At 67.9% G+C, this 21243-nt stretch carries 23 protein-coding genes; 13 read left to right on the top strand and 10 right to left on the bottom strand.

What is annotated here, in order from left to right; all coding sequences use genetic code 11:
• Positions 1-6: 6 nt before the first annotated feature.
• The 9 genes from nifW to WDZ97_RS15045 form a co-directional block, all read right to left on the bottom strand.
• Positions 7-339: a nitrogenase stabilizing/protective protein NifW gene (nifW, locus tag WDZ97_RS15085; RefSeq protein ID WP_304003409.1), complete on the bottom strand. Its 333-nt coding sequence runs from the start codon at positions 337-339 to the stop codon at positions 7-9.
• On the bottom strand, positions 332-1153 hold the full coding sequence (gene cysE, locus WDZ97_RS15080; protein WP_425763291.1) for a serine O-acetyltransferase: 822 nt from the start codon (positions 1151-1153) through the stop codon (positions 332-334). Before cysE ends, nifW begins: the two co-directional genes overlap by 8 nt.
• A complete protein-coding gene (gene nifV, locus WDZ97_RS15075; RefSeq protein WP_304003411.1) occupies positions 1150-2289 on the bottom strand; it encodes a homocitrate synthase in 1140 nt (379 codons plus the stop codon). Before nifV ends, cysE begins: the two co-directional genes overlap by 4 nt.
• A 470-nt stretch (positions 2290-2759) precedes the next feature.
• A complete protein-coding gene (fdx, locus tag WDZ97_RS15070; protein WP_019916655.1) occupies positions 2760-3092 on the bottom strand; it encodes an ISC system 2Fe-2S type ferredoxin in 333 nt (110 codons plus the stop codon).
• Entirely contained in the window at positions 3089-4960 is a 1872-nt protein-coding gene (hscA, locus tag WDZ97_RS15065; RefSeq protein WP_425763290.1) for a Fe-S protein assembly chaperone HscA, read from the bottom strand. Before hscA ends, fdx begins: the two co-directional genes overlap by 4 nt.
• Before the next feature lie 31 nt (positions 4961-4991).
• Positions 4992-5315: an iron-sulfur cluster assembly protein IscA gene (iscA, locus tag WDZ97_RS15060; protein ID WP_019916657.1), complete on the bottom strand. Its 324-nt coding sequence runs from the start codon at positions 5313-5315 to the stop codon at positions 4992-4994.
• Between the two features lie 10 nt (positions 5316-5325).
• Positions 5326-5706 carry an iron-sulfur cluster insertion protein ErpA gene (gene erpA, locus WDZ97_RS15055; RefSeq protein WP_304003414.1) on the bottom strand — a complete coding sequence of 127 codons (381 nt, stop codon included), beginning with the start codon at positions 5704-5706 and terminating at the stop codon, positions 5326-5328.
• A gap of 11 nt (positions 5707-5717) precedes the next feature.
• Entirely contained in the window at positions 5718-6122 is a 405-nt protein-coding gene (gene iscU / locus WDZ97_RS15050; RefSeq protein ID WP_304003415.1) for a Fe-S cluster assembly scaffold IscU, read from the bottom strand.
• Positions 6123-6186: 64 nt separating this feature from the next.
• Positions 6187-7395, bottom strand: a complete 1209-nt coding sequence (locus WDZ97_RS15045; protein ID WP_425763289.1) for an IscS subfamily cysteine desulfurase — start codon at positions 7393-7395, stop codon at positions 6187-6189.
• A gap of 302 nt (positions 7396-7697) precedes the next feature.
• Between WDZ97_RS15045 and rsxA the strand changes: the two genes are divergently transcribed.
• The 10 genes from rsxA to WDZ97_RS14995 all read left to right on the top strand — a co-directional run bounded on the left by rsxA (position 7698) and on the right by WDZ97_RS14995 (position 16939).
• A complete protein-coding gene (gene rsxA / locus WDZ97_RS15040) occupies positions 7698-8288 on the top strand; it encodes an electron transport complex subunit RsxA (RefSeq protein ID WP_425763288.1) in 591 nt (196 codons plus the stop codon).
• Positions 8289-8406: 118 nt separating this feature from the next.
• Positions 8407-8943 (top strand): RnfABCDGE type electron transport complex subunit B, encoded by a 537-nt coding sequence (locus tag WDZ97_RS15035; protein ID WP_425763287.1) that lies wholly within the window; start codon positions 8407-8409, stop codon positions 8941-8943.
• Positions 8944-8946: 3 nt separating this feature from the next.
• Positions 8947-10458: an electron transport complex subunit RsxC gene (gene rsxC / locus WDZ97_RS15030; protein WP_425763286.1), complete on the top strand. Its 1512-nt coding sequence runs from the start codon at positions 8947-8949 to the stop codon at positions 10456-10458.
• Positions 10455-11528 (top strand): RnfABCDGE type electron transport complex subunit D, encoded by a 1074-nt coding sequence (locus tag WDZ97_RS15025; protein WP_304003422.1) that lies wholly within the window; start codon positions 10455-10457, stop codon positions 11526-11528. Before rsxC ends, WDZ97_RS15025 begins: the two co-directional genes overlap by 4 nt.
• Complete coding sequence (rsxG, locus tag WDZ97_RS15020) at positions 11525-12160, top strand: electron transport complex subunit RsxG (protein ID WP_425763285.1); 636 nt, start codon at positions 11525-11527, stop codon at positions 12158-12160. The genes WDZ97_RS15025 and rsxG overlap by 4 nt, the downstream gene beginning before the upstream one ends.
• Positions 12157-12834, top strand: a complete 678-nt coding sequence (locus tag WDZ97_RS15015) for an electron transport complex subunit E (protein ID WP_425763284.1) — start codon at positions 12157-12159, stop codon at positions 12832-12834. The genes rsxG and WDZ97_RS15015 overlap by 4 nt, the downstream gene beginning before the upstream one ends.
• 21 nt (positions 12835-12855) lie before the next feature.
• A complete protein-coding gene (locus WDZ97_RS15010) occupies positions 12856-13137 on the top strand; it encodes an RnfH family protein (protein ID WP_425763283.1) in 282 nt (93 codons plus the stop codon).
• A gap of 4 nt (positions 13138-13141) precedes the next feature.
• A complete protein-coding gene (locus WDZ97_RS15005) occupies positions 13142-14749 on the top strand; it encodes a nitroreductase family protein (protein ID WP_425763282.1) in 1608 nt (535 codons plus the stop codon).
• Positions 14750-14790: 41 nt separating this feature from the next.
• Positions 14791-15597, top strand: coding sequence for an ankyrin repeat domain-containing protein (locus tag WDZ97_RS15000; RefSeq protein WP_425763281.1), 807 nt, complete (start codon positions 14791-14793; stop codon positions 15595-15597).
• An 85-nt stretch (positions 15598-15682) separates the two neighbouring features.
• Positions 15683-16939 (top strand): putative Na+/H+ antiporter, encoded by a 1257-nt coding sequence (locus tag WDZ97_RS14995; RefSeq protein WP_304003432.1) that lies wholly within the window; start codon positions 15683-15685, stop codon positions 16937-16939.
• A 10-nt stretch (positions 16940-16949) separates the two neighbouring features.
• Here WDZ97_RS14995 and WDZ97_RS14990 read toward each other — a convergent pair whose 3' ends face one another.
• Entirely contained in the window at positions 16950-18644 is a 1695-nt protein-coding gene (locus WDZ97_RS14990; RefSeq protein WP_425763280.1) for a sigma 54-interacting transcriptional regulator, read from the bottom strand.
• Positions 18645-19023: 379 nt separating this feature from the next.
• Between WDZ97_RS14990 and WDZ97_RS14985 the strand changes: the two genes are divergently transcribed.
• The 3 genes from WDZ97_RS14985 to WDZ97_RS14975 are packed head-to-tail and all read left to right on the top strand — an operon-like array spanning position 19024 to position 21241.
• Positions 19024-19950 carry a catechol 2,3-dioxygenase gene (locus WDZ97_RS14985; protein WP_425763279.1) on the top strand — a complete coding sequence of 309 codons (927 nt, stop codon included), beginning with the start codon at positions 19024-19026 and terminating at the stop codon, positions 19948-19950.
• A gap of 10 nt (positions 19951-19960) precedes the next feature.
• Positions 19961-20206 carry a phenol hydroxylase subunit gene (locus tag WDZ97_RS14980; RefSeq protein ID WP_425763278.1) on the top strand — a complete coding sequence of 82 codons (246 nt, stop codon included), beginning with the start codon at positions 19961-19963 and terminating at the stop codon, positions 20204-20206.
• A gap of 42 nt (positions 20207-20248) precedes the next feature.
• Positions 20249-21241, top strand: coding sequence for an aromatic/alkene monooxygenase hydroxylase subunit beta (locus WDZ97_RS14975; RefSeq protein WP_425763277.1), 993 nt, complete (start codon positions 20249-20251; stop codon positions 21239-21241).
• Positions 21242-21243 lie beyond the last annotated feature (2 nt).

Genomic DNA, 21243 nt, shown 5'->3' with positions numbered 1-21243 from the left:
TCCCGCTCAGGCCACCGAGGGCAGCGTGGCGCGCAGGCTGTCGAGCGACACGCGCTGCTGACCGTCCGCTTCCTGGAATACCTTGAACACCTTCTCCTGCGCCGGCGTCGAGGTGACGAAGTCGTCGTAGGCGCGCGACAGCAGAGTGCGGTAGCGCGCATAGACCACGCCTTCGTCACCGTCGGCCAGGCCCTTCTCGCTGCGCAGGTACTGGTAGAAGCGCTTCAGGATGTGCAGGCGGTTCACGTTCACGACGCCCTGGTCGAAGGGCAGCGCGAAGAATTCCAGGAAGTCCTCGGCCGACGACAGCTTGGCCAGGCGCTGGGTCAGATCATCCATGACGGGTGACTCCTATGTGTGCGGCGGCCGCGTGGGTGCTGCCGTCGAAAGCGGGTTGGGAACAGGTGTCGTCGCAGTCGCTGCAGATGCCCTGCGCGGTGCTGCGTTCACCGGCCAGGCGCACGACGTCGTGCTCGAGGTCGGCGATGCGTTCGAGCAGACAGGCGATGGCCTTGCCCACCGGGTCGGGCATCTGGTGGTGGTCGAGGTCGATGCCGCCGGCGGTGATGCGGCGCTGGCTCTTTGGCAGCACCATGCGGCCGGGAATGCCGACCACGGTCATGCCGGGCGTCACGTCCTCGATCACCACCGAATTGGCCGCCACACGGGCGTTCTCGCCGACGGTGATCGGCCCCAGTATCTTGGCGCCGGCACCAACCACGACGCCGTCGTCCAGCGTGGGATGGCGCTTGCCCGGATTCCAGGTCGTGCCGCCGAGTGTCACGCCGTGATAAAGCGTCACGTCGTCGCCGATCTCGGCCGTCTCGCCGATCACCACGCAGGCGCCGTGGTCGATGAAGAAGCGCCGTCCGATGCGCGCACCCGGGTGGATGTCGACATTGGTGAACAGTCGCGACACGAAGGACAGCAGTCGCGGCAGGTAGCGCAGTCCGCGCTGCCACATCGCGTGCGCGAAGCGGTGCGCCACCAGTGCCTGTATGCCGGGATAGATGGTGAGCAGTTCCAGCTTGTTGCGCGCCGCCGGATCGCGGTCGAACACGCAGTTCACGTCTTCACGCAGCATCGAGAACAGGCCCGGCGTGGCCGGTGCTGCGGACGACAGGCTACCCGCCGTGCTCTGTTCGCCGTTCATGACACCTCCGGCAGCGGCTGCGCCGCCTCAAGGTAGAAGGCCTTCAGCTGGGTGGCGTCCGGCGACTGCTTGTTGGCGGTCGCGTAGGCGCGGATGCGCTCGATGATGTGCGCGACCTCCACGTCGGACGGATACAGCCCCAGCCGCGCACAGGCTTCGAGCACCGCGTGCGAGCCCGAATGCTTGCCCAGCACCAGCCGGTGGGCGCGGCCCAGTTCGGCCGGGTCGAAGCTCTGGTAGTTGCGCGGGTTCTTGATCAGCCCATCGACGTGGATGCCGGATTCGTGCGTGAACACGGCGTCGCCGACGATGCTCTTGTTGGCGGCGATGGCGCGCCCGGAGGCGCGTTCGACCAGGCGCGAGATCGGCAGCAGCGACTGCGACGAGACACCGCTGTCGATGCCGTGGATGTGGCGCAGCGCCATCACCACCTCTTCCAGCGGTGCGTTGCCGGCGCGCTCGCCGAGGCCATTCACCGTCGTGTTGGCGTGCGTCGCGCCGGCGCGGAAGGCGGCCAGCGTGTTCGCAGTGGCCAGGCCGAGGTCGTTGTGCGCGTGCATTTCGATTTCGAGGTCGACCGCGCGGCGCAGCTGCGACACCAGCACATAGGTGCCGAAGGGATCGAGTATGCCCAGCGTGTCGGCGATGCGGACGCGGCGTGCACCGGCAGCCTGCGCCTCTTCCGCGACGCGACAGAGGAAGTCGATGTCGCCGCGCGATGCGTCTTCCATGCCGACGCTCACCTCGATACCGGCATCGAGTGCGCGCTCGACGTGCGGACGGATCTGCTCGATCACCCAGTCGCGGTTGCGCCGCAGCTTGCCGGCGATCTGCAGGTCGGACACCGGCAACGACATGTGCACGATGTCCACCGGGCAGCGCAGGGCCGCCTTGAGGTCACCGTCGGTCATGCGTGCCCACACCATCAGCCGCGCGTTCAGGCCGAGTGTCGCGATGCGTTCGATCACGTCGATCTCGGCAGCGCCCATGGCCGGGATGCCGATTTCCATCTCGGGCACACCGGCCTGATCGAGTGCGTCCGCGATCGCGCACTTCTCGTCGGCGGTGAAGGCCACGCCGGCCGTCTGCTCGCCGTCGCGCAGCGTGGTGTCGTTGATGATGAATGCGGCTGCCATGTGTCAGACCTCCTGCGGAGCATTCAGCAAGCGCTGTGCCACGGCGCCTGGAAGGCGCAAGTGATTGATGTGAATGAGGGTTTGGAGCGCGTCGCGATGTTGCCCATGCGACATGTCCGTTCGGCGTGGCGAGGCTGTCGTGAATGTCCCGTTTGCAACAGGCGTCGTGCCCTGGATTTCGATACGGGCCGCTATCGCGAGCAAGCTCGCTGTCACAGGAGGCTTGCCTGTGCCGCCGACATGACATGTCTTTGTGGGAGCGGCCGTTGCAGATTGCCGGCTTCGATACAGGTCGCCGTCGGGGTCAGAAGACCCCTCCCACAGAACCTCGGCCCGGGCTTGGGCCGTGTATCGGCGCACCTCCCGTGGGAGCGGCCTTGACCGCGACAGGGCATTCGCCGGCCGCCGGCTTCGATTCAGGCAGCGATCGCGAGCAAACTCGCTCCCACAGGAATCCTGGCCGGGCGGAACTATTCGCGCGCGAGATTGCGCGTGTGCAGTGGCAGTTCGACCGTCACGTCGGCGTTGCCCAGGCGGGCGCAGCAGGCGAGGCGCGAGGCGGGCTGCACGCCCCATGCGTCGTCGAGCTGATCTTCCTCGTCGTCGTCCGCTTCGTTGAGCGAGGCGGCGCCGGCGCGCACGTAGACGTGGCAGGTCGAGCAGGCGGCGACCTTCTCGCAGGCGTGTTCGATCGCGATGTCGTGCGCCAGCAGCGCGTCGCAGATCGAGGTGCCGGCGGCGACCTCGATCCGGGCGCCGTCCGGACACAGCTGCGGATGTGGCAGTACGGTCAGCGTGCTCACGACTGCAGCTCCGACACGCGGGTGCCCGACAGTGCGCGCCGTATGCCGGCGTTCATGCGCAGGCCGGCGAACTCGGTGGTGGCGGCATTCAGCGCTTCGCTCAGCAGCTTGAGCTTCGTGCTGTCGTCGCCGGCTTCGAGCGCCTCCGCCAGTGCGTACATCGCGGCCTGTATGGCGACGAACTCGTCGTGCGTCAGCAGTGCGTGACCGTCCTCGGCCAGTGCCGCCTCGGTGGCGTCGACCAGACGGCGCGCCTCGACCTGCGCCTCGCGCAGCATGCGTGCGGCCATGTCGCTGTCGGCCTTGCCGTAGGCGTCGATCAGCATGTCGGCGATCTGCGCGTCGCTCAGCCCGTAAGAGGGCTTGACCTCGATATGGGATTCCACACCGCTGGTCTGTTCGCGCGCCGACACCGACAGCAGGCCGTCGGCGTCGATCTGGAAGGTGATGCGGATGCGTGCCGCACCGGCCACCATGGGCGGGATGCCGCGCAGTTCGAAGCGCGCCAGCGAGCGGCAGTCGCTCACCAGTTCACGTTCGCCCTGTACGACGTGGATGGCCATCGCGGTCTGGCCGTCCTTGTAGGTGGTGAATTCCTGCGCGCGTGCCGCCGGTATCGTCGAGTTGCGCGGAATCACCTTCTCGACGAGACCGCCCATCGTTTCCAGACCGAGCGACAGCGGGCATACGTCGAGCAGCAGCCAGCTTTCCTCGCCGGCCGGTTTGTTGCCGGCCAGCACGTCGGCCTGAATGGCGGCACCGATGGCCACCACCTGATCGGGGTCGAGATCAGTCAGCGGCTCCTGGCCGAACAGCTTGCGCACCGCGGCGCGCACCTGCGGCATCCGCGTCGAACCGCCCACCATCACCACGCCGTCGACCTCGTCGGCGGCGACGCCGGCATCGCGCAGTGCGCGGCGCACCGGCGCCATGCTGCGCGATACCAGATCGCCGGTGAGCAGTTCGAACTGCTCGCGCGACAGGTCGAAGGAGAAGCAGCGACCGTCGTCGAGCGTCAGTGAAATCTTTGTTACCGGGGCACTCGACAGCGCTTCCTTGGCGCTACGCGCCCGCGCCAGCATCATGCGCGTTTCGCCGGCGGAAGGCGCTGCGAGTGCCAGTTGCTGCCGCAGCCAGTCGGCGATCCGGTGGTCGAAGTCGTCGCCGCCGAGCGCGGCATCACCCGCGGTCGCCAGCACTTCGAACATGCCCTGGGACAGCTTCAGGACCGATATGTCGAACGTGCCGCCGCCGAGGTCGTAAATCGCGAAAGTGCCGTGTGCGGCACGATCGAGACCGTAGGCGATGGCGGCTGCAGTAGGTTCGTTGAGCAGGCGCAGCACGTTGAGGCCGGCCAGACGCGCCGCGTCCTTGGTGGCCTGGCGCTGCGCGTCGTCGAAATAGGCCGGTACGGTGATGACGGCGCCGACCAGATCGCCGCCGAGCGAGGCCTCAGCCCGGTCGCGCAGGGTGCGCAGGATTTCGGCCGACACCTCGACCGGGGAGCGCACGCCAGCGCGGGTGTCGAGGCTGACCATGCCCGGCGTGTCGACCAGTGCGTAGGGCGTGGCGGACGCGTCGACGTCGGCCAGCGATCGACCCATGAAGCGCTTGACCGACACGATGGTGTTGCACGGGTCCTCGGTCTGCGCCGACTGCGCCGCGTGGCCGACCACGATGCCTGCGTCGGTGTAGCGCACCACCGAAGGCAGCAGCATGCGACCGTCGTCGTCCGGCAGTACGCGAGTGAGGCCGCTGGCGACGGTCGCGACCAGCGAATTCGTGGTGCCCAGGTCTATGCCCACGGCCAGCCTGTGCTGGTGGGGCGCGGCACTCATGCCCGGTTCGGCGATCTGCAGCAGGGCCATGTTGGCGTGCTCCGGTGTACGTGGTGCGAACTCAGACGCCGAAGCTTTCGCCGCAGCCGCAGGCCGATTTCACGTTGGGATTGTTGAACTTGAAGCCTTCGTTCAGGCCTTCGCGGACGAAATCGAGTTCGGTGCCGTCGAGGAAGGGCAGACTTTTCGGGTCGACCAGCAGCGTCACGCCGTGGCTGGCGAACTGGATGTCCTCGGGCTGCAGCGCGTCGGCGAACTCGATCGCGTAGGCGAGGCCGGAACAGCCGCTGGTCTTCACCGCGAGCCGCAGGCCCACACCTTGGCCGCGCTTGACCAGACTTTTCTGCACGTGGCGCGCGGCCGCTTCACTGAGCGTGATGGTCATGTCCGTCACCTCACATCGAGAAGGAGCTGCCGCAGCCACAGGACGAGGTCGCGTTCGGGTTGCGGATGACGAAGCGCGAACCTTCCAGACCGTCCTCGAAGTCGATCTCGGCGCCCATCAGGTACTGCATGCTCATCGGGTCGACCAGCAGCGTGACGCCGTCGGTGACGATGGGCGTGTCGTCCTCGTTGACGCCTTCCTCGAAGGCAAAACCGTACTGGAAGCCGGAACAGCCACCGCCGGTGACATAGACGCGCAGCTTCAGCGCCGGGTTGCCCTCTTCGGCGATCAGGTCGGCGACCTTGGCGGCCGCGGCTTCGCAGAACTTGATCGGCGACGGCAGCGGCAGGGTGGTGGTCGGGGCGACGGTACTTTCGGCAAGCGAACTCATGGCGTGTCCTTTCAGGCGGCTTCGACGGTGTCGGGAGCGGTCTGCCGGGTGCGGTAGTCGGCCACGGCGGCCTTGATCGCGTCCTCGGCGAGGATGGAGCAGTGGATCTTCACCGGCGGCAGCGCCAGCTCTTCGGCGATCTCGGTGTTCTTGATCGCCAGTGCTTCGTCCAGCGTCTTGCCCTTGACCCATTCGGTCACCAGCGAGCTCGACGCGATCGCCGAGCCGCAGCCGTAGGTCTTGAACTTGGCGTCCTCGATGACGCCGTCGGCGCCGACCTTGATCTGCAGCCGCATCACGTCGCCGCAGGCCGGCGCGCCGACCATGCCGGTGCCGATGCCTTCCTCGTCGGCCGAGTAGGAACCGACGTTGCGCGGGTTGTCGTAGTGATCCAGCACCTTGTCGCTGTATGCCATGGTTGTTCTCCGTTCAGTCGTTGTGGAGGAAGGTGTTCAGTGCGAGGCCCTCAGCGGGATGCCCTCAGTGCGAGGCCCACTGCACGGTCGACAGGTCGATGCCCGCGCTGTGCATGTCCCACAGCGGCGACAGTTCGCGCAGCTTGCGCACGGCGGCCGACACCTGCTCGATCGCCGCATCCACCTCCTGCTGCGTGGTGAAGCGGCCGATCGAGAAGCGGATCGAGCTGTGCGCAAGTTCGTCGCTGCGGCCCATCGCGCGCAGCACGTAGGACGGTTCCAGGCTGGCCGAGGTACAGGCCGAGCCGGACGACACCGCGATGTCCTTCATGCCCATCAGCAGCGATTCGCCTTCGACGAAGTTGAAGCTGATGTTCAGGTTGTGCGGTACGCGACGTTCCATGTCGCCATTGACGAACACCTGGTCGAGCGCGCTCAGCCCGTTCAGCAGGCGGTCGCGCAGCATGCGGATGCGCTCGTTCTCGGCGCCCATGTTCTCGCGCGTGAGCCAGTAGGCTTCGCCCATGCCGACGATCTGGTGCGTCGGCAGCGTGCCCGAGCGCATGCCGCGCTCGTGGCCGCCGCCGTGGATCAGCGCCTCGATGCGCACGCGCGGCTTGCGGCACACGTAGAGCGCGCCGATGCCCTTCGGGCCGTAGGTCTTGTGTGCCGACAGCGACATCATGTCGACCGGCAGCTCATCCAGATCGAAGGCCACCTTGCCGGTCGCCTGCGCGCCATCGACGTGAAACAGCACACCCTTGTCGCGGCAGATCGCACCCAGCGCGGCGATGTCCTGGATGACGCCGGTTTCGTTGTTCACGAACATGACCGAGGCCAGCACGGTGTCGGGCCGCAGCGCGGCGCGGAAGGCCTCGATGTCGATCAGGCCGTTCTCCTGCACGTCGAGCAGCGTCACTTCGCAGCCGCTGCGTTCCAGCTCACGCACCGTGTCGAGCACCGACTTGTGCTCGGTCTTGACGGTCACGACATGCTTGCCGCGCCCGGCGTGGAACTGCATCGCACCCTTGATCGCCAGGTTGTTCGATTCGGTCGCACCCGAGGTCCAGACGATTTCACGCGGGTCGGCGCCGATCAGCGCGGCCACCTGTTCGCGGGCCAGTTCGACCGCCTCTTCGGCGGCCCAGCCGTAGGCGTGCGATCGGCTGGCCGGGTTACCGAAGTTGTCGAACAGCCAGGGCAGCATCTTGCCCACCACGCGCGGGTCGACCGGCGTGGTGGCGGCGTAGTCCAGATAGATCGGGCGATTCATGTCGGCGTCTCCTGCATGAGGGGGTTGCATCTCTCTCAGCAAGTTGCGGGCCGGTTTTGAAAATTGATCTGGATCAACCACTTGTGGATTTTCGACACGCGCATGTCCGGCTGTCGCGACAGCACCTGTCGAGTTTGTCGCGTTGCCGACGCGGTCGCCGCGCACGCATGCATGCGCACGTGTACGCGCGGGGGCGGGTCGCGTGCGATCACAACAGCACACACTCGCCACGAGGGGCCGGACGCGGCCGTGATGGCGTCATCTGGCACAGCGCATGCATTGAGGCCGGTCAGGAGGTCGCTATGCGCGATGTACTGATGACCCTGATCGGCCTGGTGCTGGTCAACAACGTGGTGCTGGTCCGCTTTCTCGGGCTCTGCCCCTTCATGGGCGTGTCGAAGAAGATCGACAGCGCCTTCGGCATGGGTCTGGCCACCACCTTCGTGATGACGCTGTCGGCGATGGCCGCCTGGGCGCTCGAACACGCACTGCTGCTGCCCTTCGGCCTGGGCTATCTGCGCATCCTTGCCTACATCGTGGTCATCGCTGCCGTCGTGCAGTTCGTCGAAATGGCCATGCACAAGACCTTGCCCGACCTGCACCGCGTGCTCGGCATCTACCTGCCGTTGATCACCACCAACTGTGCGGTGCTCGGCATTCCGTTGCTGAACGCCCAGGCCGGACATGGCCTCGGCATGAGCGTGCTCGGCGGCTTCGGCTCGGGTGCCGGCTTCACGCTGGTGATGATCCTGTTCGCCGGCCTGCGCGAACGACTGGCGCTGATGCGCGTGCCGGAAACGTTCGCCGGCCCGCCGGTCGCCTTCATCACGGCCAGCCTGCTGGCGCTGGCCTTCATGGGATTCACCGGCCTGGTGCCGGCGGGAGGGCACTGATGGTCCGCACGCTCCATGGGTTCGCGCACGGCCGCTCGTGCGCGGCCACCTCGGCCGGTGGCACACCCCTGTTTGTTGCGGCTTCAAGCACGCGTTGCACGGAATGGGAGGTTGCTCGATGGAACAGATGATTACCGCGGTCATGAGTCTGACCGCGATCGGCTCCGGGCTCGGGATCGTGCTCGGCGTGGCGGCCCGGCGCTTTGCCGTCGAAGGCGACAGCCGGGTGAAGGAAGTCGAGGACATGCTGCCCGCCGCCAACTGCGGTCAGTGCGGCTTTCCCGGCTGTGCCGGTGCGGCCGAGGCCATCGTCGCCGGCACCGCGTCGCCCACCTGCTGCCCGCCCGGCGGCAAGGTGGTGGCGCTGGCGATTGCCGAGCATCTGGGCATCGCGCTCGACGCCGACGAGGTCGACGACGTGCCCTTGATCGCGGTGATCGAGGACGCGCTGTGCATCGGCTGTACCAAGTGCTACCGGCTGTGTCCGTCGGACGCCATCATCGGCGCGATGAAGCAGTTGCACGGCGTGTTCGAGGACGCCTGCACCGGCTGCAACCAGTGCGCGGAGAAGTGCCCGACCGGCGCCATCACGATGCAGCCGCTGCCGCTGACGGCCGGCACCTGGATCATGCCGAAACCGGCGCTGGCGGCCTGAGCCATGGCACATCTCGTCATTCCGCCGATACGCCGGCTGCTCACCCGCTGGGGCATCCATCCGGATGCGCACAAGCACCCGGCCGCCGGCCTGGACATCGTCGACGCCGGCCTGCCGCCGCTGCTGGTGCTGCCGCTGGCGCAGCAGGCCGGCGCACCGGCGCGCCCCATCGTGCGCATCGGTGACCACGTGCTGCGTGGCCAGTGCGTGGCCGAGGCGGCCGGACCGATCTCGGCGCCAGTGCATGCCTCCACCTCGGGCACCGTGATCGCGATCGGCGAGGCGCCGATGCCGCATGCGTCCGGTCTGCCCGGGCTGGCGATCACCGTGCGTCCGGACGGCGAGGACCGCTGGATTGAGCGCGCCGGCGAGCCCTATCCGATCCGGCTGGCGCCGGATGAGATCGCCCGCCGGGTCGCCGAAGCGGGCGTCGTCGGCATGGGTGGCGCCGCCTTTCCGGCAGCGGTCAAGCTGGCGCTCGGTCAGCGCAGCGCGATCGACACCGTCATCCTCAACGGCAGCGAGTGCGAGCCCTACCTGTCCTGCGACGACAGGCTGATGCGCGAGAACGCGGCCGACATCATCGAGGGCGCGCGCCTCATCATGCGCGCCACTGGCGCGCGTCGCGTACTGGCCGGCATCGAGGACAACAAGCCGGAAGCGATCGACGCGATGAAGGTGGCCGCGCATCCGTATCCCGAGGTGGCGGTGGTGCGCATTCCCAGCCGCTATCCGATGGGGGCCGAGCGCCAGCTCATCTACACGCTGCTCGGGGTCGAGCCGCCGGCCGGTGGTCGTGCGGCCGACGTCGGCGTGGTGGTGCACAACGTCGGTACGGCAGCGGCGGTGTGGCGCGCGCTGCGCTACGGCGAACCGCTGATCGAGCGCGTGGTGACGGTGGCGGGCGGTGCGCTGGCGGCACCGCGCAATGTACGTGCACGCATCGGCACGCCGCTGTACTGGCTGATCGAACGCGCCGGCGGGCTGACGCGCGAGCCGGCGCGCATGGTGGTGGGCGGCCCGATGATGGGGGTGGCGGTGAGCGACCTCGATACGCCGATCGGCAAGGGCGCGAGCGGCGTGCTGGCGCTCACCTCGGCGGAGGTGGGCGAGCGCGAACCGAGCGCCTGCATACGCTGCGGCAGCTGCGTCACGGCCTGTCCGGTCGGCCTGATGCCGCTGGAAATGGCCAACCGCATCCACGCCGGCGAACTGGGACAGGCCGAGGACATCGGCCTGCGCGACTGCCTGACCTGCGGCGCCTGTGGCTATGTCTGTCCGTCGCGCATTCCGCTGGTCCAGTACTTCGCCCACGCCCGCGGCGAACTGGCTTCGCGCGAACGCGAACGCCATCGTCTCGATCACGTGCGCGAACTGACCGAGGCGCGCGCCGAGCGGGTCGAGCGCGAGGCGCGCGAGAAGGCCGAGGCTCATGCGAAACGCAAGGCCGAGCGCGCCGCGGCGCAGGCGAAGGAAGCCGCCGCCAAGGCCAGGGACGAGGAGATTTCGGCATGAACAGTCCGGTCCAGGCTTCGCCGCACGCGCTGACCCAGCGCACCAGCGGTCGCATCATGGCGCTGGTCATGGTGGCGCTGCTGCCGGCCACGCTGGCCGGCTTCTGGCAGTTCGGCTGGCCGGCCTTCTGCCTGTGGCTGGTGACCGTGGCGAGCTGCGTACTGGCCGAAGCGCTGTGCCTGCAGTGGGCCGGCAAGCCGGTGGCGCCGGTGCTGGCCGACGGCTCGGCCGCGCTGACCGGCTGGCTGCTCGCCATGTCACTGCCGCCGTGGGCACCGTGGTGGCTGGGCGTGCTCGGTGGCGCGTTCTCCATCGTGCTGGCCAAGCAGGTGTTCGGTGGCATGGGCTGCAATGTGTTCAACCCGGCCATGGTCGGACGCACCGTGCTGCTGGTGTCCTTCCCGGTGCAGATGACGCAGTGGGTCAGCCCGGCGCTGATCGCACAAGGTACGGATCTGGCGCAGGCGGTGAGCATCGGCCTGCACGGTGTCGCCACCGACGCGATGACCAGTGCGTCGCTGCTCGGCCATGTGAAGACCGAACTGGGCCGCGGCATCGACCTCGCCGGTGCGATGGTCGCGTTCGCGCCGGATCAGGCCTACACGGGCGCGCGACCCGGCAGCCTGGGCGAAACGTCGGCGCTGGCCATCGTCGCCGGCGGCCTGTTCCTCGTGTTCAAGCGGGTGATCGGCCTGCGCATACCGATCGGTTACATCGCCGGCCTCTGCCTGCCGGCCGCCATCGCTCATGCGGCGGCACCGGATGCCTTCATGCCGGCGGGGGCACACCTGCTGTCCGGCGGTGCGCTGCTGTGCGCCTTCTTCATCGCGACCGACTACGTCACCTCGCCGAGCGCGCCTTTCGGGCAGTGGATCTACGCCGTCGGCGCCGGTCTGCTCACCTGGCTCATCCGTACCTGGGGCGGCTACCCCGAGGGGGTGGCGTTCGCCATCCTGCTGATGAACGCCGCCACGCCGCTGCTCGACCTGTGGGCCCGGCCGCGCATCTTCGGCCGTCGCGTCGGCGGCAAGCCGCTGGCGGCGCGCCGCGTACAGGAGCCGCTGCGATGAGTCGACCGCTACCCGATGCACCGTGGTTTCCCGGCGTGACCCTCGGGGTGGTGATGCTGGTCACGACCGCCGTGCTGGCCTTCGCCCAAGGCGCGACACGCGACGCGATCGAACAGGCGCAGGCCGACGACACGCGCCAGCTGCTGACACAGATCCTGCCGCCCGGCTACGCCGACAACAATCTGCTGTCCGACACGCTGCAGCTGAACGGGCCGTCCGGCGCGCCGCTGACCGTCTATCGCGCGCGCCATGGCGGCACGCTGAAGGCGGTGCTGTACGAAATGTCGGGCAATGGCTACGGCGGCCGCATCGTGCTGCTGATGGCGGTCGATATGAGCGGCCGTGTGGTCGGCGTCCGCGTCACGCGACACAACGAAACGCCCGGTCTGGGCGACAAGGTCGAGGCGGCGCGCAACCCGTGGATACGCAGCTTCGACGGCCGAGCGCTGGGCGATCCGCCGCCAGCCCGCTGGGCGGTGAAGAAGGACGGCGGCGACTTCGAACAGTTCGCCGGCGCCACCATCACGCCGCGCGCGGTGGTCGCCGCGGTGCGACAGGGTCTTGAGTTCTTTGCCGCGCACAAGGCGGCGTTGTCCGGCGACGGAGCGGCGGTGGAAGGAGAGCGGAAATGAGCGATCAGCCGGCAGCGCGCGCGGTGATGCGCGACGGACTGTGGGACAACAACGTCGTGGTCGCGCAGATGCTGGGGCTGTGTCCGACGATGGCGGTGACCAGCAGCGCCACCAACGGGCTCGGCATGGGACTGGCGACGCTGGTGGTGCTGCTCATGTCCAATGTGCTCATTTCGGCGCTGCGTCACTGGGTGCCGGCCGAAGTGCGCATTCCGGTATTCATCGTGCTCATCGCCGGCATGGTGACGCTGGTCGATCTGTGCCTGAACGCCTGGTTCCACGACCTGTACAAGGTGCTCGGCATCTTCATCGCGCTCATCGTCGTGAACTGCGCCGTGCTTGGGCGAGCCGAGGCCTTTGCGTCGCGCCACGCGGTCGCGCTGTCGGCGGTCGATGGTCTGGCCACCGGGCTGGGCTTCACGCTGGCGCTGACGCTGATGGGCGCCGTGCGCGAGGTGACCGGTGCCGGCACGCTGTTCGCCGGTGCATCGCTGCTGCTCGGTCCGCAGTTCGCCTTTCTCGAAACGAAGGTGGCGGACGCCGGGGCGCTGTTCATGATCCTGCCGCCCGGCGGCTTCCTCGTGCTGGGGCTGCTGATCGCGGCGCGGCGCCGCCTGCAGCACTGGTCGGAATCGCGGCAGCCGGCCGCCCTGCCGGCACCGGCCGCGCAGTGAGGACTCGATGAGGACGACGCGATGAAGATAGGCGTGGCGTGGGTCGGGCCGACCGACCGCGTGTGGATGCAGGTTGAGGTGCCGGACGGCTGCACGGTGGCCGATGGCATCGCGCGTTCCGGAATTCTGGAGCGCTGCCCCGACATCGACATCGACAAGGCCAAGGTGGGTGTGTTCGGCAAGGTGGTGAAGAAGGACGCCGCGCTGCGCCCGGGCGACCGCGTAGAAATCTATCGTCCCATCATCTGCGACCCGGAAACGGTGCCGCGGCGCAACGGCGCCGACGACGACGATGACGAATGAGGACGTGAGCGCGCGCAGCCGCGTGCGTGACTACCACCGTCGCACCATACACCGCTACGCGGCCTACGCCGCCGGCCCGGAAACGCTGGACTGGGACGCGCAGCCGTCGCCCTTCCGCCACTACGAAGGTGCGCCGCGGGTGGCGCTGCCGCTGGCCACCGACGATGACGGCCCGGTCGCCGCGCGCTTGCGTCTGGACTGGCGCATGCTCGACACCGGTCTGCCGCCCTTGCCCTGCACGCTGTCCGCGCTGGGTGCGCTGCTGCATCTGGCACTGGGCCTGACCGCCTGGAAGTCCACCGGCCCCGACCGCTGGGCGGTGCGCGCCAATCCGTCGAGCGGCAATCTGCACCCGGTCGAGGGATGGCTGTTCGCGGTCGGCGTGCCGGGGCTGGACGACGGCCTCTGGCACTACCTGCCCGAAGTGCACGCGCTGGAATTGCGCGCCGCCTTCGAGCCGGGCGGCGCGCCCGGCCTGCACCTCGCGCTCAGTTCGGTCATGTGGCGCGAGGCGTGGAAGTACGGCGAGCGTGCCTTCCGCTATTGCCAGCTCGATGTCGGCCATGCGACGGCCACACTGCGCAATGCGGCCGCCGTGCTCGGCTGGTCGCTCGCCGTGCAGCCGGTGCGCGTCGACCTGCTGGCGGCTGCATTGGGGCTTGATCGTCTGCCCGATTTTCCGGCGCGGCGCGACCAGGCCACCGAAGTGGAAGAGGCCGAACTGCTGTTCGGGGTCGGCATCGGTCACGTGCCCGGGCCGCTGCCGGTGCGCACGGTCGAGCGCTGGCACGGGCGGGCGAGCACGATAGACGCGCATCCCATGTACCGCTGGCCGGCGATCGATGAAATGGCCGAAGCCACGCGCGACGCACTGCCGCGCGGCGAACTGCCGGCGCGGCGACGCGAGGTGGCGCCGCCGTGCGGCCGCTCGATCGGCCACGTGCTGCTCGGCCGGCGCAGTGCGCAGCGTTTCGACGGCCGCCACATGATGACGTGCGACGAATTCGACGGCGTGCTGGAGCGTCTTCAGCCCTGCCGCGCCGCACCGTGGGACGCATTGCCCGACGAGCGCCGGATCGATCTGCTGCTGTTCGTGCACCGGGTCGCGGGGGTCGCGCCCGGCGTCTACCTGCTGCCGCGCGGTCCGGCGGAGGGCGGCGTGCTGCCGCTGCTCGCTTCGCTGTACCCGCTGACACCGGTCGACGGACTGCGCAGCGGACTGCGTCTGCTCGCCACCATGGCGCCGGCTGCGCTGGCCCGGCTGGCGCGCAGCCTGCACTGCCATCAGGACATCGCATCGACCTCGTGTTTCGCGCTGGGCATGCTGTGCGAATTCGATGCCGCACTCGAAGCATCGCCGGCTGCCTACCGCGCGCTGCACCGTCAGGCCGGTCTGATCGGGCAGCAGCTCTACACCGAAGCCGAAGCACTGGGTCTGCGCGGCACCGGCATCGGCTGCTTCTTCGACGACGCGGTGCATGAACTGCTCGGCCTCGAAGACGAGCGCTTCCGCACGATCTATCACTTCACGATGGGCCGCGCCGTCGACGACGCGCGCATCGAAACCACGCCTGCCTACGCGGGCGCCGAACAGGTGCCGATGGCCGCATGAAGTCCGTCAGGACGTCGGCGCATCGGCTGGAGGGCTGAACAGTGAGCACGACCTACCGCCGCATCTCCGCCGCCCAGGCGGCCGATCTGATCGCCCGCCACCGCAGCGGCCGTCTGCCGGCACTGGCGCTGTTCGACACGCGCGATCGCGCCAGTTTCGAGCGCAGCCACATCGAGGGCGCACGCCATCTGAGCGACGCCGTGTTCGGCGAGGTGCTGCAGACCGTGGCGCGGCCGACGCCGGTGCTCATCTACTGCTATCACGGCAACGCAAGCCAGAGCTGGGCCGAGCGCTTCAGCGACTTCCGCTACCCCGAGGTGTACAGCGTCGATGGTGGCCACGCACCGCTGGCGAACGCGCTCGACCGGCTGGCCGTCGGCCGCGACGGGTGTGCGCTGCCGCCTGACGCATCGCCGGCGCTGCGCGCACTGATCGAGTCGAATGGCTTCGATCCGCGCAATCTCGATGGCGCGATCGCGCACGGGCTGACGCCGCTGATGCGGGCCGCGCTCGACGGCGAGGCGGCACTGGTAGACGAACTGCTGGCGGCCGGCGCCGACGTGGGTTGCCGCAATGCCGACGGCAACAACGCGCTGTGGCTGGCCTGCGTCGGCGGCAACGTCGATGTCGTGCGCGCGCTGGCGGGCGCCGGCATCGATCTGGACAACCGAAACGACACCGGCGCCACCACGCTCATGTACTGCGCGTCGAGCGGCAGGCACGCACTGCTTGCGCTGCTGCTCGATCTGGGGGCGGACCCGCTGCTGCGTACCGACGACGACTATCTCGCCGCCGATCTGGCATCGACCGTCGAGTGCCTGCAGCTGCTGCGGCACACCGTCGCATGAGCACCCCGACGAGGGCACCTGCCGGCGTCACTGCACGACGCGTACGCCCGCCTTCATTCCAACCCCGCCAAAGCAAGGATTCCCGATGACTCCGGGCACGCTCCAAGCGGTCGGCACTGCGCTGTTCGCGGTGGCCGTCGCACACACTTTCCTGACCCGGTATTTCGAGCACCTCGCACATCTGCAGCCCGGTCACGCGGGCATCTGGCATCTGCTCGGCGAGGTCGAAGTGGTGTTCGGCTTCTGGGCCTTCGTGCTGCTGGCCTTCATGGCGCTCACCGGTGGCGCCGGCAGTGCGGCTGGCTATCTGGAAGCGCTGGACTACACCGAGCCGGCCTTCGTGTTCGTCATCATGGTGGTGGCGGCCAGCCGGCCGGTGCTCGAACTGTGCAAGGCGGGCGCTCGCACGCTGGCGCGCTACATCCCGGCGCCCGACAGCGTCGCCTTCCATTTCGTCTGCCTGTCCGTGCTTCCGCTGCTCGGTTCCTTCATCACCGAGCCGGCTGCGATGACGCTGGCGGCGCTGATGCTGCGCGACAACGTCTACAGCAGGAAGATTTCGCACCGCCTGAAGTACGTCACCCTGGGCGCGCTGTTCGTGAACGTGTCGATCGGCGGCACGCTCACCCATTTCGCCGCACCGCCGGTGCTGATGGTGGCCAGCAAGTGGAACTGGGACATGTGGTACATGCTCGGCCACTTCGGCTGGAAGTCGGCGATCGCCGTGTTCGTCAACGCTGGCGTGGCAACGCTGCTGTTCGCGCGCGAGCTGAAGTCGCTGCACGTGGATACGCGCAGCAGCGACCGCACCGTGCCGCGCGCACTGATGCTTCTGCACGTGTTCTTTCTCGCCGGCATCGTGTACTTCGCGCACCATCCGGTGGTGTTCGTCGGACTGTTCCTGCTCTTCCTCGGTGTGGCCGAGGCCTACCGGCACTACCACGACCGGCTGATGCTGCGCGAGGGCCTGATGGTGGGCTTCTTCCTCGCCGGCCTCGTCACCCTGGGGGCGCTGCAGCAGGGATGGCTACAGGCCGCGCTCACCGGCATGGACAGCACGGCGCTCTACTTCGGTGCCACCGCGCTGACCGCAATCACCGACAACGCGGCGCTGACCTACCTGGGTTCGCTGGTCGAGGGCACGGACGAGGCCTTCAAGTACTCGCTGGTGGCCGGTGCCGTGACCGGCGGTGGATTGACGGTGATCGCCAACGCGCCCAATCCGGCCGGGTTCGCGATCCTGCGCGGCCATTTCGACGACGAGGCGATCAATCCGCTCGGCCTGTTCGTGACCGCGCTGCCGCCGACCATCGTCGCCATCCTGGCTTTCCAGCTGCTCTGAACTTGCCGGCTCAGGAATCCGCCGCTTCGGCTTCGCCCTCGGTGCGCTGCAGCCGGTAACTGAGTTTGGGCCGCGACATGCCGAGCCGGCGCGCGGCGCGCGCGATGTTGCCGCCCTCCTGATCGACGCAGGCCTTCATCAGCTGCTGCTCCAGCGCTTCCAGCGGAATGCCGGCGCGCAGGATCTGCTCGACCAGCTGTTCGCGCACCGCGTCGCCGCAGCCTTCTTCCAGCTTGCCGCAGGCGGAGATGCCGGATTCGCGTGCCAGCACCGCCTCCAGCGACAGGAAGAGGTGGTGCGCCTCGATCCAGCCTTGCTGCGGCGCCAGTACGACACCGCGCTCGATCACGTTCTCCAGCTCGCGCACATTGCCCGGCCAGTGGTGGGCGTGCAGCGACTGGAAGCCCTTGTCCGACACGCCCTGCACGTGCTTGCCGTGCTGACGGTTGAACTTGGCGACCAGCGAGTCGACCAGCTGCCGCAGGTCGGCCAGCCGCTCGCGCAGCGGCGGGATGTGGATGGGATAGACGTGCACGCGGTAGTACAGGTCGGGGCGGAAGCGGCCTTCCTTTACCGCCTGCGCCAGATCGACGTTGGTGGCGGCGACCACCCGCACGTTCACCTTGCGCGTGCGCTCGTCGCCGAGGCGTTCGATCTCGCCTTCCTGCAGCGCGCGCAGCAGCTTGGCCTGGGCGGCCAGCGGCATTTCACCGATCTCGTCGAGAAAGAGGGTGCCGCCCTCGGCACGCTCGAACTTGCCGGCGCGCGAGGCGTGGGCACCGGTGAAGGCGCCCTTTTCGACGCCGAACAGTTCCGACTCGATCAGGTCGTGCGGGATCGCCGCACAGTTCACTGCGACGAAGGGGGCGTCCTTGCGCGGGCTCATCTGGTGCAGCACGCGGGCGAAGCGTTCCTTGCCGACACCGGTCTCGCCGAGCAGCAGCACGGTCACCGTGGTGCCGGCGGCGCGCAGCATCAGTTCGTAGGCGCGGCGGAAGCTGGCCGAACTGCCGATCAGGTCGGTCGGCGTCGGCGCCCCCTGCGTGCTGTCGGTCTGGGCGACGCCGGCCCAGGCGGCCGCAGGAAGATGGGCGATACGGCTGTCCGGTTCGAAGTAGCGGGCGTACTGCTCGCCGTCCTCCCATTCCTCGACCGGCTTGCCGACGATGCGGCAGTTGTTGGCGCCGCAGCAGGCGCACTCGGTTTCCTTGAACAGCACCATGCGGCCCATGAAGGCCGAGGTGTAGCCCGAGGCGTAGCCGATCTGCATCCAGCACACCGGATCGGCGGCCTGGCCGAATTCGCGCAGGTGGAATTCGGCTTCCCACGAGTGCTCCCACAGGAACTCGCCGTCGAATTCGCCGCTGCGCACGTCGATATGGATGTGCACCGGCGTCACCTGCACGCTGCCTTCGAGCATGTGCAGCTGCGGGCCGACGAAGAAGGACTCGATCGGGTTCTGGTCCGGCCGTATCGTGCGTGCCAGTTCGGCGTCGCGCATGCCGGATTCGTAACCCATGCGAGTCAGGATGCGGCGCGCCGATTCCGGCCCGACCGACTTGATCAGCTGCGTGCGCAGCGCCGACATCGCGGCGCAATGCATCAGCAGCATGCGGTTTTCCGCCAGCCAGATCAGTCCGTCGTCGGCCGAAAACCTGACCAGCCGACGCAGATCGCTGTTGTGCGGGTACTTGAACGTACTCATTGCCCGTGCCTCCTCCAGACCGGTGCTTCATGTTGCGCTGCACAGCGGTTCGGCCTCCGTCTCCTGCAGTGGACCGCGTGCGCGATCCCGACTGCATGGCGTGGCCGGTCTTCTTCCGGTCGAATCGTTCACCAGTTGGTGAACACGTCTTCGGGCGCTTCACCAACTCATCAACCGGCGGACGCGGCGACTGTACTCCTGGCCACCTAAAACCGCCAAATATCGAGATTTTTATCAATTATCGAGTATGGCACGCTTCTTGGATAGGAGAGGGTGCGGCTGACGGCTGCATCCGGTACTTCGGCGAGAGCGCTCCTGCTTCCGTTTCTTCCGAGGTGTTGATGCGCCGCAGCACGCACCACAAAGGAGGAGGAAAGCGATGGCAATGACCGGCGTGCTGCGCCCGGGTCATGTCGCCCTGAGGGTGACGGATCTGGAAGCGGCGGTGAAACACTACGGACAGGTACTGGGCCTTATCGAGACCGGGCGCGATGCGCAAGGTCGCGTGTACTTCAAGGCCTGGGATGAACACGATCACCACAGCGTGGTGCTGCGCAAGGCGGATGCGCCGGGCATGGACTACATGGGCTTCCGCGTCGACAGCGAAGCGACGCTGGACAGTCTTGCGGCGGCGGTCGAAGGCAGTCGTCTGGCCACCGATCTGCAATGGATACCTGCCGGCGAACATCTGCATACCGGCCGCCGCTTCCGCTTCACGGTGCCGACCGGGCACGCGATCGAACTGTTCGCGACCAAGGACAAGGTGGGCAACGGCCTGCCTGACGTGAATCCGGACCCGTGGCCCGATGGCCTGATCGGCATGCAGCCGACGCGCTTCGACCACTGCCTGCTGTACGGCGACGATGTGGATGGCGTGGTGAAGCTGTTCACCGAGGTGCTGGGTTTCAGGATCGCCGAACAGGTGATGGCGGGCGACCTGATGGTGGGCGTGTTCCTGACCTGCTCGACCAAGCCGCACGACATCGCCTTCATCCGCAATCCGGAGAAGGGCCGCTTCCACCACTGCTCCTTCATCCTCGATACGTGGAACGACGTGCTGCGGGCAGCCGATCTGATCTCGAAGAACGACGTGTCACTGGACATCGGTCCGACGCGGCACGGCATCACGCGTGGCGCGACGATCTACTTCTTCGATCCGGCGGGCAACCGCAACGAGGTGTACTCGGGCGGCTACCAGTACTACCCGGACAAGCCGGTCATCACCTGGACGGTGGAGGATCTCGGGCGCGCGATCTTCTATCACGACCGCAAGCTCAACGACGCCTTCCTCAATGTGTACACCTGAGGCGAGCGCCATGGCGTCGGCATTCGACCCCTTCCGCAAGTACGTGCGTGTCACCGGCGAGCGTGACGACGGCTTCATCGAGTTTGATTTCGCACTCGGCGAGCCGGAGCTGTTCGCCGAAATGATGCTCACGCGCGCCGCCTTCGACGAATTCTGTGCGGCGCAGGGTGTGGTCGTGCTCGACGCGGCCGGCGCGGAACCGGCATCGCCGGTATCCGCACGGCTCAACGACGTACTGAACGGCGGCCCGCGCTGAGCGCGGGTTCGACGGCACAAGAACAGATCAGAGGAGACAGGCATGCAGATCGACCTGCGTACCGTATCAATCAAGCCCTTGCGCCAGACCTATGGCCACATCGCGCGGCGCTTCGGCGACAAGCCGGCGTCGCGCTACCAGGAAGGCAGCTTCGACGTGCAGCCGACCGCCAACTTCCACTATCGCCCGACCTGGGACCCGGACCGCGACATCTTCGACGTCACGCGCACGCAATTGAAGATGAAAGACTGGTACGCCTTCAAGGATCCGCGCCAGTACTACTACGGCGCCTGGACGCTGGCGCGTGCACGTCAGCAGGACACGGCCGAATCGAACTTCGACTTCGTCGAGTCGCGCAACCTTGGCGCCTTGCTGCCCGATGACGTTCGCCAGCTGGCACTCGACCTGCTGCTGCCGCTGCGCCACGTCGCCTGGGGCGCCAACATGAACAACTCGTCCATCTGCGCCTACGGCTATGGCACGACGATCACCCAGCCCTGCATGTTCCACGCGATGGACAACCTGGCCATCGCGCAGTACCTGACGCGCATCGGTCTGCTGCTCGGCGACACCGCCTCGCTGGCCACGGCGAAGGAGCACTGGCTGTACGCCGCCGACTGGCAGGGTCTGCGCCGCTACGTCGAGGACTGCCTGGTGGTGCAGGACTGGTTCGAGCTGTTCGTCGCCCAGAATCTGGTGCTCGACGGCCTCGTGTATCCACTGTTCTACAAGACCCTGGTCGAGGACGAACTGTCGCTGCGCGGCGGCACCGCGGTCGCCATGCTGACGCAGTTCATGACCGAGTGGTACGCCGAGACCGCGAAGTGGGTCGATGCGCAGATCAAGACCGCCTGCGCCGAGTCGCCCGACAACGCGGCGCTGGTGCGCGGCTGGGTCAGCGCCTGGCAGGCGCGCGCACTGGAGGCCGTGATGCCGCTGGCGCAGCGCGCGCTCGGTGAGCGTGCCGGCGCGGCGCTCGACGATCTCGCAACGCAGTTCGCTGCCCGCGTCGCCAAGTGCGGCGTGCCGGCCTGAGG

Origin of the sequence: Methyloversatilis sp. MC4-4, assembly GCF_049843555.1 — a bacterium.
In the GTDB taxonomy this organism is placed as follows: domain Bacteria; phylum Pseudomonadota; class Gammaproteobacteria; order Burkholderiales; family Rhodocyclaceae; genus Methyloversatilis; species Methyloversatilis discipulorum_B.
Note: the sequence above shows the minus strand (reverse complement) of the source record. Positions and strands in the feature narration are given on the sequence as shown.

What these genes read in the sequence shown, in the direction of transcription:
- nifW (WP_304003409.1), bottom strand. Translation starts at nt 339, where the DNA reads ATGGATGATCTGACCCAGCGCCTGGCCAAGCTGTCGTCGGCCGAGGAC.
- cysE (WP_425763291.1), bottom strand. Translation starts at nt 1,153, where the DNA reads ATGAACGGCGAACAGAGCACGGCGGGTAGCCTGTCGTCCGCAGCACCG.
- nifV (WP_304003411.1), bottom strand. Translation starts at nt 2,289, where the DNA reads ATGGCAGCCGCATTCATCATCAACGACACCACGCTGCGCGACGGCGAG.
- hscA (WP_425763290.1), bottom strand. Translation starts at nt 4,960, where the DNA reads ATGGCCCTGCTGCAGATCGCCGAACCGGGCATGAGTGCCGCGCCCCAC.
- iscA (WP_019916657.1), bottom strand. Translation starts at nt 5,315, where the DNA reads ATGACCATCACGCTCAGTGAAGCGGCCGCGCGCCACGTGCAGAAAAGT.
- erpA (WP_304003414.1), bottom strand. Translation starts at nt 5,706, where the DNA reads ATGAGTTCGCTTGCCGAAAGTACCGTCGCCCCGACCACCACCCTGCCG.
- iscU (WP_304003415.1), bottom strand. Translation starts at nt 6,122, where the DNA reads ATGGCATACAGCGACAAGGTGCTGGATCACTACGACAACCCGCGCAAC.
- WDZ97_RS15045 (WP_425763289.1), bottom strand. Translation starts at nt 7,395, where the DNA reads ATGAATCGCCCGATCTATCTGGACTACGCCGCCACCACGCCGGTCGAC.
- rsxA (WP_425763288.1), top strand. Translation starts at nt 7,698, where the DNA reads ATGCGCGATGTACTGATGACCCTGATCGGCCTGGTGCTGGTCAACAAC.
- WDZ97_RS15035 (WP_425763287.1), top strand. Translation starts at nt 8,407, where the DNA reads ATGGAACAGATGATTACCGCGGTCATGAGTCTGACCGCGATCGGCTCC.
- rsxC (WP_425763286.1), top strand. Translation starts at nt 8,947, where the DNA reads ATGGCACATCTCGTCATTCCGCCGATACGCCGGCTGCTCACCCGCTGG.
- WDZ97_RS15025 (WP_304003422.1), top strand. Translation starts at nt 10,455, where the DNA reads ATGAACAGTCCGGTCCAGGCTTCGCCGCACGCGCTGACCCAGCGCACC.
- rsxG (WP_425763285.1), top strand. Translation starts at nt 11,525, where the DNA reads ATGAGTCGACCGCTACCCGATGCACCGTGGTTTCCCGGCGTGACCCTC.
- WDZ97_RS15015 (WP_425763284.1), top strand. Translation starts at nt 12,157, where the DNA reads ATGAGCGATCAGCCGGCAGCGCGCGCGGTGATGCGCGACGGACTGTGG.
- WDZ97_RS15010 (WP_425763283.1), top strand. Translation starts at nt 12,856, where the DNA reads ATGAAGATAGGCGTGGCGTGGGTCGGGCCGACCGACCGCGTGTGGATG.
- WDZ97_RS14995 (WP_304003432.1), top strand. Translation starts at nt 15,683, where the DNA reads ATGACTCCGGGCACGCTCCAAGCGGTCGGCACTGCGCTGTTCGCGGTG.
- WDZ97_RS14990 (WP_425763280.1), bottom strand. Translation starts at nt 18,644, where the DNA reads ATGAGTACGTTCAAGTACCCGCACAACAGCGATCTGCGTCGGCTGGTC.
- WDZ97_RS14985 (WP_425763279.1), top strand. Translation starts at nt 19,024, where the DNA reads ATGGCAATGACCGGCGTGCTGCGCCCGGGTCATGTCGCCCTGAGGGTG.
- WDZ97_RS14980 (WP_425763278.1), top strand. Translation starts at nt 19,961, where the DNA reads ATGGCGTCGGCATTCGACCCCTTCCGCAAGTACGTGCGTGTCACCGGC.
- WDZ97_RS14975 (WP_425763277.1), top strand. Translation starts at nt 20,249, where the DNA reads ATGCAGATCGACCTGCGTACCGTATCAATCAAGCCCTTGCGCCAGACC.